General features: G+C 30.4%; 10 protein-coding genes, 1 tRNA gene and 1 pseudogene. 11 read left to right on the top strand and 1 reads right to left on the bottom strand.

The features are described 5' to 3' along the window. Positions 1-479 precede the first annotated feature (479 nt). The 11 genes from LBD57_RS06420 to LBD57_RS06470 all read left to right on the top strand — a co-directional run bounded on the left by LBD57_RS06420 (position 480) and on the right by LBD57_RS06470 (position 11,255). Positions 480-1,355 (top strand): copper resistance protein NlpE N-terminal domain-containing protein, encoded by an 876-nt coding sequence (locus tag LBD57_RS06420; protein WP_373470510.1) that lies wholly within the window; start codon positions 480-482, stop codon positions 1,353-1,355. A gap of 9 nt (positions 1,356-1,364) precedes the next feature. Next, positions 1,365-2,144, top strand: a complete 780-nt coding sequence (locus tag LBD57_RS06425; RefSeq protein ID WP_373470511.1) for an inositol monophosphatase family protein — start codon at positions 1,365-1,367, stop codon at positions 2,142-2,144. Beyond that, positions 2,137-2,787, top strand: a complete 651-nt coding sequence (gene nth, locus LBD57_RS06430; RefSeq protein WP_373470512.1) for an endonuclease III — start codon at positions 2,137-2,139, stop codon at positions 2,785-2,787. Before LBD57_RS06425 ends, nth begins: the two co-directional genes overlap by 8 nt. Positions 2,788-2,885: 98 nt before the next feature. Beyond that, a complete protein-coding gene (locus LBD57_RS06435) occupies positions 2,886-3,515 on the top strand; it encodes a hypothetical protein (protein ID WP_373470513.1) in 630 nt (209 codons plus the stop codon). Between the two features lie 7 nt (positions 3,516-3,522). Further along, positions 3,523-4,485 (top strand): SIS domain-containing protein, encoded by a 963-nt coding sequence (locus LBD57_RS06440; protein WP_373470514.1) that lies wholly within the window; start codon positions 3,523-3,525, stop codon positions 4,483-4,485. Positions 4,486-4,516: 31 nt separating this feature from the next. After that, the gene (gene accD, locus LBD57_RS06445) at positions 4,517-5,329 is read left to right on the top strand and encodes an acetyl-CoA carboxylase, carboxyltransferase subunit beta (protein ID WP_373470515.1); all 813 of its coding nucleotides are present in this window, start codon (positions 4,517-4,519) and stop codon (positions 5,327-5,329) included. Continuing rightward, positions 5,326-6,591: a folylpolyglutamate synthase/dihydrofolate synthase family protein gene (locus LBD57_RS06450; RefSeq protein WP_373470516.1), complete on the top strand. Its 1,266-nt coding sequence runs from the start codon at positions 5,326-5,328 to the stop codon at positions 6,589-6,591. Before accD ends, LBD57_RS06450 begins: the two co-directional genes overlap by 4 nt. 49 nt (positions 6,592-6,640) lie before the next feature. Next, positions 6,641-7,585 (top strand): ROK family protein, encoded by a 945-nt coding sequence (locus LBD57_RS06455; RefSeq protein WP_373470517.1) that lies wholly within the window; start codon positions 6,641-6,643, stop codon positions 7,583-7,585. Positions 7,586-7,588: 3 nt separating this feature from the next. Continuing rightward, complete coding sequence (locus tag LBD57_RS06460; RefSeq protein WP_373470518.1) at positions 7,589-9,667, top strand: hypothetical protein; 2,079 nt, start codon at positions 7,589-7,591, stop codon at positions 9,665-9,667. Between the two features lie 50 nt (positions 9,668-9,717). Next, a tRNA-Ser gene (locus tag LBD57_RS06465) sits at positions 9,718-9,805 on the top strand. A gap of 451 nt (positions 9,806-10,256) precedes the next feature. Continuing rightward, complete coding sequence (locus LBD57_RS06470) at positions 10,257-11,255, top strand: Fic family protein (protein ID WP_373470519.1); 999 nt, start codon at positions 10,257-10,259, stop codon at positions 11,253-11,255. Between the two features lie 428 nt (positions 11,256-11,683). On the opposite strand, the pseudogene LBD57_RS06475 reads toward LBD57_RS06470, so the two are convergent. Continuing rightward, positions 11,684-11,848, bottom strand: a pseudogene (locus LBD57_RS06475) (AAA family ATPase); the annotation flags it as partial. Between the last annotated feature and the right edge of the window lie 2 nt (positions 11,849-11,850).

The raw sequence follows: 11,850 nt of genomic DNA on the forward strand, positions 1-11,850 counted from the left end.
AAAGGAAGAGAAGAAAAGCAGTAAGAGGTACATAAACTTTGTTTTACGGATAAAACACATTTTGAGTCCTCCTTCATATATTTGGTGCTTATTTTAACACTGAGTATTTATAAGTTCAAATAAGACCTGACTTTATATCTAAACATCTTTTTAGAATATTATTTTACATAATTAATGTATATTATGTAAAATAATATTCTCTTCTTCTTTTTTAGAAAAAACAAAAATTAGATGTTTTTATATAAAACTAACTCTTTGGGTTACCCCATTCCTCCTTTTTATGAATAAATTTCCCCTTTTTTTCCTTAAAATGGGCAAGGTAGGTACTAGTCTAAATAGCTATTTTAAACTACTATTTTATATATTTCCGGTCAAGTTAGGCCATAATGTAGTTAACATGTAATTAATATTTATTCATTTTTATATTTCAAAATGTTATACTTTACAGGTAGGTGTATACTCTTCTAGTGAGAGGATTTATGAAAAAAGTTGTTATTCTGTCAGTATTTTTTTTGTGTACTATTACTAGCTGCGTATCAATTCGCAAACAGGAAAGTGTACCACAAAAAGTGGTACAAGAGGTTCGGTCAAATGTTATTAATTTGGAACAAGCAGAAGATTTGCCATTCAGTGCTCTTAATGGATATTTTCTTAAAAGCAATGTAAAACTTTCCCCTGAAATTAATTTTTTTACAATAGGAACTTTAAATAAATTAAAAAAAATTACAGGTATTACAAAAACAATGTCTGATTCTGTCGTGACGCCTAATTTTAACGATGAGATAGTAATAATTATTGCAATGAAGCCTTCTAAAGATTTTAATATAATATCTATTAAACGTATTTGCACATTGAATAATGATATATATATAGATTATGAAGTTAGCCAAAAAGAGGTAGTAGATTTAGGATATTTTGTCTCAAATGTATATATTTTCAAAGTACAAAAACCTAAAATTATTATAAATGCATGTTTTATAGATGCTAACAAAGAAATCACAGTACTTCCTTTTGGCAATAGAAATGTAAAGTCTCCGGTAGATATATCAGATATGCTAAAAAATTATACTGGTGTTTACAAAGGCACGTTTCCTATTTCAAATACTGAAAATATTATGTCAGTTGAGCTTAATTTAAAGTCTGATTATACATTTTATCTGAAGCAAACTTATCTAAGTCTTAATGGAAAAACTTTTGAATCTTCTGGAAAATGGTATCCAAATTCGGATTTAGCTTCTTTTGTTTTAAACAATAATAAAAATTTATCTTTTTATTTCACGGATAGAAATACGATTGAAAAACTGAGTGATAATGATGAAAAAATAAATCCTGGCATGTATACTCTAAAAAAATAGGTGGCAAGTATGAAATTTTCTTCTTTTACAAACGTGGCTTTAACTGCAGCACAAAAAGGAGCAGAGGTTTTACTTAAACATTACAATGGAAAACTAAATATTGAATATAAAAGTGAGATTGATCCTGTTACTCAAGCGGACAAAGGTTCCCAAAAAGCGATAATCAAGATTATAAAAGATACTTTTCCTGAACATGGCATTTTGGCTGAAGAAGATGGTGTTAATGAAGTAGATAAAGAGTATTGTTGGATTATAGACCCTCTTGATGGTACAGTAAACTTTGTGCATAGTCTTCCTATGTTTGCAGTATCCATTGGTTTAAAGTACAAAAATGAAATTATTACAGGTGTTGTATATTCTCCTCTTATGAATGAGGTTTTCATCGCGGAAAAAGGTAAGGGTGCTTGGCTTAATAGTAAAAAAATTAAAGTTTCTAGTATAAAGGACAATATAAGGGCTTTAGGTGTTACTGGATTTCCTTACTCAATAAAAAAGGATAATAATAAAATACTAAAGAATTTTGAAAGAGTAATAGTTAAAGCTCAAGGTGTTAGAAGATTAGGTTCTGCGGCTTTAGATTTAGCCTATGTGGCTTGTGGTCGTTTTGAGTTTTTTTGGGAACAAGACTTAAAAGCGTGGGATATTGCTGCGGGAATTTTATTAGTTAAAGAAGCAGGGGGGATAGTCTCTGATTATTCTGGAGATAAAGATTGTTTGTTTAAAAGTACAATGCTTGCGTCTAATAGTTTAAAAATTCATAAAGAAATATTAAAAATTGTGAATGATTAATAATAAAAAGAATTACGTATTAGGAATAATAAATATTTTAAAAAAACATTTTGGCGTTAAGTTAAAATGTGCTCTTAACTTTTCTAATCCACTTGAGTTGCTTGTAGCTGTAATCTTGTCTGCTCAATGTACAGATGAGCGCGTTAATAAAATAACAGGAGAACTTTTTAATAAATATAAGACATTAGATGATTATGCAGATGCAAATATTTCATCGTTTGCAAAAGATATCAAATCTGCCGGGTTTTTTAGAAATAAAGCAAAAAATATTGTTAAGTCCGCAAATTTGATAAGAGATTTATATGGCAGGATTGTTCCTGATAGTATGCATCAACTTATAAAATTGCCTGGAGTAGCGCGAAAAACTGCAAACGTTGTTTTAGGAAGTGCTTATAGTAAATGTGAAGGAATTGCTGTTGATACTCATGTTATAAGAATTACAAACTTGCTTAAACTTACAACAAATGTTGATCCTGTAAAAATAGAAAATGATTTAATGAAAGTTGTGCCTAAAAAATATTGGATAAATTTTTCTTTTTATATACAAAGCTTAGGAAGAACTATTTGCAAAGCAAGAAACCCAAACCATGTTATTTGTCCATTAAACAAAATTTGCCCATCAGCCACAAAAATTAAAGCATAATAAAGAATATTCATTTAATTGAAGAATTTTGCTAAACTAATAACGTTATTAATGCGTTGATTTATTGGTGTTTACTATATATTAAAAGGGTAATTGTGATGGCTAAAGTTAAAGTTTCAGGGCTTACAAACTACAACGACGCCTTAAATGCTACAAATTTGGGAGCAGATTTTTTAAGTTTTAGTTTTATTAAAGAGTCTCCTAAAAAAGTTTCTGAAAAACTTTTTTTAGACATAACTTCAAAACTTCCTCCTTTTATTAATTGCGTTGCTGTTTTTGGTAGGAATAAGCAAAAGGATATTTTAAGAATAATAAAAAAATATTCTATCAAAAATGTTCAGTTTAATGAAGAAATTTCATCTGAAATTTGCAAATCTATTAAAGAAACTCAAAATATAAAAATTTTTAAATATTTTAAAATCAATCAAGAAAGTGATATTTTAGCTCTCGCTTCTTATAAGGATATTGCAGATTATTTTGTTTTAAGCGTAGATTGCATAAATGGGCAGTCTTCTAAAGACAGTTATGATATTGTTTTAAAGGCGATAGACTTAAAAGTCCCTATATTTGTAGATGTAGACGTAATGACTCAACTTGATGAGATTAAGAATTTTGTAAAGAACGTGAATCCTTATGGGTTTGATTCAGATTCTTTAATAGAAAGATTAGCTAAGAGGAAAGACTACGATAAAATGAGTGTTTTTGTTAAAACATCTCATGGATTTTGAGGGAGAAATGGATAATTTTAAGATAGCAAAAGAGACATTAAAATTAGAAGCTAAAACAGTAATGGCACAAACAAAACACTTAGACTCAAATTTCAAAAAATCTATTTTAATGATAAAAGATTGTAAAGGGCATGTTGTAATAATAGGTCTTGGTAAATCTGGACTTATAGGGAGAAAAATTTCTGCAACAATGTCATCTGTTGGTATACCTTCTATATTTTTACATCCTGCAGAAGGTCTTCACGGTGATTTAGGTGTGTTGATGAAAAACGATGTTGCGATACTTCTTTCTTATTCTGGAGAAACTGAAGAGATAAAAAGAGTTTTGCCTGTTATAAAAAAGATAGGTGTTAAAACAATCGCAATGACCGGGAAACCCAAAGCTCAACTTTGGCAAAATTGTGATTGTGTTATTGATTGTAGTGTAGAAAAGGAAGCTTGTCCATATAATCTTGCTCCTACAGCTTCTACGACGGCTATGCTTGCAATGGGGGATGCCCTATCTCTTACAGTTTCAAACCTCAAAAAGTTTAAAAAAGAGCATTTAGCTATGCTCCATCCTTTGGGCGCAATAGGGAGAAAACTTACTATGCAAGTAAAGGATTTGATGAAGAATGGGAAACAAAATCCAGTAGTTAAACATAATTCTACGGTAGGCGCGTCTTTACTTGTTATGACAGGTACAAGAGTTGGAGCTACAAGTGTTGTGGATAATAAAGGGAGGCTTATTGGTTTTTTTACAGATGGAGATTTGCGCAGACATTTGCAAAATGACGATAAACTATTAAAGAAAGGAATATCTTCAGTTATGACTAAAAATCCTTTAGTTGTAACTCCTGAGACTATGGCAGTTGATGCTGCAAGAATCTTAAAAAGTCATAATATAGATAACATTCCTGTTGTGAATCAAAATAATGAACCTTTAGGTATTTTAGATCAGGGCGATTTGATTAGAGAAGGTATAGAATAAGATACTTGGTAAGAATGTTATGGGAGAAATAATGGATATTGAAAAGCAAGCAAAAGAAATTTCTCAAAAAAGGGGAATCCTTGCGGGTATATGGACTAAATGTAAAAAATGTGACCAAATTCTTTTACAAAAAGATCTAGAAGAAAATTTGATGATATGCCCAAAATGTGGATACTATTCAAGGCTTGACGCAAGAAAAAGAATAGAAATCACAGTGGATGAAGGTATTTTTAAAGAGATGAATAGCAATTTAAGGTCTGTTGATTTCTTAAGTTTTCCTGGATATGAAGAAAAGATAAAAAAAACAGATATCAACGATGCTGTTGTGACAGGTGAAGCAAAAATTGGCGGGTATAATGTTATTATTGCTGTTATGGACTTTTCATTTATGGGTGGCAGTATGGGCTCTGTGGTGGGTGAAAAGATAGTAAAAGCTATAGAAAAAGCTATAAAGAAGAAGTATCCTGTGATTATTATTTCTTCTTCCGGTGGAGCCAGGATGCAAGAGGGTATAATTTCTCTAATGCAGATGGGAAAAACTAGCGCAGCTATTGCAAAGCTTTCAGAAGCAGGATTAGCATATATTTCTGTTTTAGCAGACCCTACAACAGGAGGAGTGGCAGCTAGTTTTGCAATGCTAGGAGATATTAATATTGCAGAACCGAAGGCATTGATTGGTTTTGCTGGTCCTAGAGTTATAGAGCAAACAATAAGGCAACAACTTCCGGAAGGATTTCAGTTGTCTGAATTTTTAGAAAAACATGGGATGGTTGACATAGTTGTAGAACGAAAAAATATGAGAGACACACTTACTAAACTTTTAAAGTTTTTTGCTCAAAAATGAACTTTTTTGAAAAACTAAAAGAATATGAAGGGATGACTTCTGGTCTTTTAAGAATAAAGAGATTTCTAAGTATATTTAAAAATCCTCAAGATAAAATTAAAATTTTGCATATTGCAGGTACTAATGGTAAGGGTTCGTGCGCATCTTTTATAGCGGAAGTTTTAAAATTTAGTGGGTATAAAACAGGTTTATATACTTCTCCTCACTTAGTGGACATTGAAGAAAGAATTAAAATTAATGGTAAAAATATAAACCAAAATGTGCTTCAGGGGTATTCACAAAAGTATTTGAAAAAAGCTTTAGATTGTAAGCTTTCCTATTTTGAATATTTGACTGCTTTATCATTTATATATTTTGAAAAGCAAAAAGTTGATATTGCAGTAATTGAAACTGGGCTAGGTGGTAGGTTGGATGCTACAAATATAATAAAAAATCCTCTAGTTTGTATTATAACATCTATTTCAAAAGATCATCAAGATATACTAGGAAAGACAGTTTCCAAAATAGCTTTTGAAAAATCAGGAATAATAAAAAAGGGATCAGTAGTTGTTTGTGGTAAGTTGCAGAAAACGGCTATAGATGTTATAAAAAATAAATCAAAAAATAACACTATCAAGTTGTACCAAAAAGATTTTAGAGCTTCAAATAGTAAAGTGAATTTAAGATGTCAAAAGTTTGACTATGTTAGTAAGTCTTTATATTTAAAAGGTTTGCAAGAAAAACTTTTAGGCAAACATCAGATTGTTAATGCTTGTGTCGCTGTTTGTGCATTAGAATTTCTATTAAAAAATGGATTTAAAAAAATAAATTCTAGAAATATCAAGAATGGTTTACAAAGTGTTTCCTGGCCTGCCAGGTTTGAAATAAAAAAAGTAACTATAAGCGATAGAAGTTTTAAAGTTGTTCTAGATGGTGCTCATAACGAAGAAGGCTTAAAAGCTTTTTTAAATACTTATAAGCAATTAGGTTTTGCAAGAAGTAAGAAAGTATTTATCTTTGCTGCTATGAAAGAAAAGAATTATAAGTTTATGGTTAAAAAGATCGCTCCTTTTGTAAAAGAAATTGTATTACCGAAAGTAAATAATAGTAGGGCAGTAAGTGCTGACATTTTAAAAGAAGAATTTTTGAAGTACATTGATAAGAGTAATATTTGTACTGTTGATTCTGTTAAAAATGCATTAAATGTTACAAGAGATAAGAGAATTGTAATATGTGTAGGTTCTCTTTATCTTGCAGGTGAAATACTTGCTAACATACAATAATTTTAGAGAGACTTAAGTAAGATAAATACATATCAGGAGAATACGCATAATGCCTAAGAATTTATGTTTAGGTATAGATATTGGTGGTACTCGTATCAAGGTAGCTACAGTTGATCCTAAAGGCGTTATATTTGAAGAGTCTATTATTGATACTAATGTTAATGCTAAACCTATAAATGTGTTAAAAGATATAATTGATGTTGCAAAAAAGTTTAAAAGTTATTCTAAGATAAAAAATGTAGGTGTAGGTATTGCAGGTGATGTTTGTTTTGAAACAGGAATAGTACGTTTTTCTCCGAATTTGAAAAAGTGGAAAAATGTTAAAGTAAAAGAAATATTGACAAAATTGACTCGAAAAAAAGTTTATGTGGATAATGATGCAAATATAGCCGCTATTGGAGCTTTTTGGCTTGAAGGAAAAGGCAAATCTATAGATTTAGTATGTATAACTCTTGGTACTGGTGTTGGTGGCGGGCTTATATTTGATAAAAAACTTTATAGAGGTGTTAGTGGTACTGCAGGTGAACTAGGGCATGTTACAATTGATGCGTATGGGAAAAAATGTAACTGTGGAAACAGAGGATGTATAGAAACTTTTGTTGGTGCAAGACACTTGTCAGAATTTGTGCAAGATTATTTAAAGGATAACAATTCTAAAATGATAGATAAACTTACAAATAAAAATTATAAGTTGATAACTCCACAATTATTGACTCAAGCTGCAAAAAGTGGAGATAGGGTAGCAAAGGAAATTTGGAAAATAGTTGGTCAAAAGTTAGGTGTTTTTCTTTCAATTATTATAAATTTTTCAAATCCAGATACAATAGTTTTGTGTGGCGGAATTAGTCATGCAAAAGAATATTTTATGAAGTATATTTTGCTTGAAATTAAAACCAGAGCATTTAAATCTGCGACAAAAGCCTGCAAAATTGTTGTGTCCAAATATGCTTCTAACCTCGGGGTTGTTGGCGCTGCGCTGCTTTCAAGACAATAACAAATGTTTAAATTTATATTTAAAAATTCTATTTTAGTATTTTTTACATTAACATATTTTTCATGCTTAGCCTTTTGTAGTGACGTTGATATTTCTGCAGACAACTTAGAATATCTTGAAAGTAAGTCTTTAGTAACCGCTGATGGAAATGTTATTGTGGGTTGGCAAGGGAAAAAGGTTTATGCTGACCATATTGAATTTTTAATAGATAAAAAAATTCTTAATGCTGCTGGACATGTTCAAGTTAAAGAAACTGGAACTACACTTGTTGCTGATAGTATTTCATATAAGTATGATGAAGAGACTGGAGATTTAAAACAGGTATTTTCCTCCTCTTCTTTTATATTTATGCGTGCAAAAGAAATGGACGGTAAAGGTAAAAAAACTTTTGAAGTCAGAGGTATAAAGCTTTCTAATTGTGATTTAGAAGAGCCGCACACACATTTTAGATCTAAAAAAGGCAAATTAGTTTTAGATAAAAGAATAACTATTTATAATGCTATATTTTATGTTGGCAAAGTGCCTGTTTTTTACCTTCCAATAGTTACAAAATCTCTTAAGGGAGATCGTGGATTTGGTTCAAATTTAAGAATTAAATTGATCCCAGGTTATGAATATGTATCTGGTTATACGTTAGAGACGGCCATAGGATGTTCTTTAAGTGAAAACTCTTTTGGAGAGTTTTTATATGATTATCATGGAAGACGTGGCAATGGTTATGGCGGCAATTTTAATTATGTTAACAGTACTATAAGTGCAGATTTACATTTATATACCATTAAAGATCTTATAGATAACAAAGAAAAATGGGAAATTAAACAAAATTATTTCCAAAGACTAAATAAGAATTGGATAATTCGCTCTCAAGCAAATTTAAAAAATTCTAGAACTTTTAACGAGATTTATAACCGAAATAACGTGACCGGTATTGAAAATTGGACACAATCTTATTTTACAGCAACAAGACAAACTTCAGGGTCAAATTTATTATTGAAGGCAGGATATGATGTTAGATATAATAAATCAGCATCAAAATATGAGCCATCCTTAATAGAATTACCATCTTTAAAGTGGAGCTTTGTTCCTAGAAAAATTTTTTGGAACATTGTGTACAGTCGATATTTTGAATTTAATCATAAGTATAGTAAACATAGGGCTGATAAATATTTTTATAGAAATGAAGCTCTTGCTAAATATAGTGTAACTAGAGATTTTAAGGTATCTAAGAGACTTATATTAAGACCATCTCTAGACTTAGCAGAAAATTGGTATGATATAGATGAACTTGAAAATTATAACAATTCATTTTATACCAAATATGGAGCATCTTTAGATACTAGGTATAGACTGACAAGCTGGATTGATTTAAAAGCTAAATATTTTTATATGGCAAGAATGCAACCGAATAGTTTTAAACTGGACAAAGAACAAAATGATTATGGTATTGAAGATAATAAAGTTGCTTTAATTAATTGTATGTTTGTTGGAGATCGCACAACTATAACAAATTCTATTAATTATGATTTTAAATATAATAGGACTATTTTAAATAAAAAATGGTGGTCCCCTCTTAATACAGAAATTATGTGGACACCAAAATATAATATGGTAGTGAGTATAATCGAAAGACATTATATAGAGCCGTTTCAATTTGAATCTTTTAAGCTGGATACCAATATAGGCCATTTTAAAAAGTCAAAGTTTAAGCATACTCTTGTATATCAACATTATAATGACAAATCAATGGCTTATAAAAATAATCGAATAAATAATATTTTAGGATTTGCTTTTTGGATTACTCCTAAATGGCGTATAGATTATAGAATGACAACTTCCGCAACTCTTGATTTAAAATATTTTAGCTGCGATACCCATAGATTATTAATTTATAGAGATTTGCATTGTTATAATTTCGGTATACTTTTAGGTAAAGATGTAGGGAAAAATGATATATATTGGAAAATTGAGATGTTTGATTTAAAAATCAATATGCCGTTTAGCAAATCAAAGCAAAATTTTGACTACGATGATCCTGAAGAAATGTTTTATCCTTGGCAAGACAATTTCCCATCAGGGTTATGATAAATATTAACGTTTACTGTAAAGGTTTTTAGGGATATTCTATTGGAATTGGAGAGGTGTCCGAGTTGGTTTAAGGAGTTAGTCTCGAAAACTAATATACGGGAAACCGTATCGAGGGTTCAAATCCCTCCCTCTCCGTTCCTTAGTGTTTCCGTTGGAGAATTGGTTTTAGAAGAGAAGAGGTATTAGAAACCTCAATACCGTTGTGTTTTTTGTGTATCTACTTTAGAGAATTTATTTTCCGACTTTTTGGGGCAAAAATATAAGACAATAGCGATATTTTCTCTGCCTGCCTTTTTTGGGTGTAGTTACTGTGTTATTTGATTCCTAAGAAAGCTTCTTGTTTTTCCCATTCCGACATATTACATTCAAATAATTCCCCTACAGTTAGGTATCTTGACTGTGTTCCATTTAGGAGAGCTTTTATTATTTTCGGTGATAGATAGGCAAGACTTAATACTTTCTTGAGGCAGCTATAGTGAATACTTTCCTGTCTGGCTATTTTCAGCTAAATCAAGTGTTAGAAAAGTTTTATGAAATTTATTATGAAAAAGTTGATTTATTATGAAAAATAATATAGTATATATTTATGAAAGAAATCAATATTCTTGCAAATTTAAGAAATGAGAAAAGAAATGTGCTTAAAGGCGGGCTTTATCATAAGACGCAAATCGCACTCGCTTACAATTCCAACCGCATTGAAGGCTCAACTCTGACTGAAGAGCAAACTCGCTTTATTTTTGAAACAAATACCATAGGATTTAAAGACAACGACGCCGTTCTTGTTAACGATATAATTGAAACGGTTAATCACTTTAAGGCTTTTGATTATTTGCTTGACATTGCAGATGTTAAACTTTCACAGGAGCAAATTAAAACTTTTCATAAAATATTAAAAAATGACGCCGGCGACGATAAAAAAGGCTATCCTGTAGGGGAGTATAAAAAATATCGCAACGAAGTAGCCGGAAGAGAAACAACAGAGCCTAAATTTGTTATAAAAGAGATGGCAAAACTTTTATCTCAATACAATAGAATCAATAAAATTAAACTTGAAGATATTGTTAAATTTCATAAAGACTTTGAATACATTCATCCGTTTCAGGACGGCAATGGAAGGGTAGGTCGGCTTATAATGTTTAAGGAATGTTTGAAGAACAATATAATGCCTTTTATAATTTTTGATAAGACGCATAAGCAGTATTATTACAGAGGACTTACCGAGTTTAATAAAGAGTCCGGGTTTTTAATCGGCACTTGTCAAAGCGCGCAAGATGTTTATCAAAATTGGGTTGACTATTTTTATGCTAACGTGGCAAAAAGTGAAAAAGATAACGTGCCAAATCAAGTTTTAACAAAAAAACAATTTATAAAATATCTTTCTGATATTATAATTATAAACATCAATAAAAACGGATTTTTGGCAAGGGAACAAATAGATAAGTTGCTTGAACCAGAAATTCAAACTCAAAACTTAAACAAAAACAAGGACGCGTTTATAAACGATTTGCTTACAAAAATGAGAAGAGAAAATCTTATCAGAAATTCTGCAAGCAGAAAAAAACCTAAATGGGAGATTATAAAATGACAGGAGATTATAAAAAAAAGAGCAGAGCAATCTTTCCAAAAACACGATAGAGACATACTATCGGGCATCAGAACAATACGCAAAACTTTAGGCGACGATATAAACAAGAAAAATCTTTTAGCGTATAAAGGATATCTGATGGAGAATTACAAATCTAAAACAGTTAACTTGCGGATACTCGGAATAAGCAAATAGTGCGACTTTTTTAAACTTCCCAAAATTAAAACTAACCCTTATTAAAATTCAGCAAAGAACTTTTATTGAAAATGTTATATCCGATGTTGACTATACATTTTTTCTTTTGTATAACATCTTTTAGAATAACTGTATTATAAAGAGAATCCAAATAATCATTCTATTGTGCAAATAAGCGTTAAATTTTTCAGGTAAATTCGTTTTGTCTTCTAATACCGAAACATATTCTTTTTTATTTTAACATATCTACCAGAAATCAGTGTGGCAAGCTCTCCCGAAAGTAGATAAGCATTTGAGCCGGTTATATAAAGATCAACATTTTTCTTCAAATGTAAACTATCAACCGCTTTCTGAAAATCCTGTACGTTTTGTATTTCATCCAAAAACACATAGTTCTTTT

Source organism: Candidatus Endomicrobiellum cubanum, assembly GCF_031278955.1.
Lineage (GTDB): Bacteria > Elusimicrobiota > Endomicrobiia > Endomicrobiales > Endomicrobiaceae > Endomicrobiellum > Endomicrobiellum cubanum.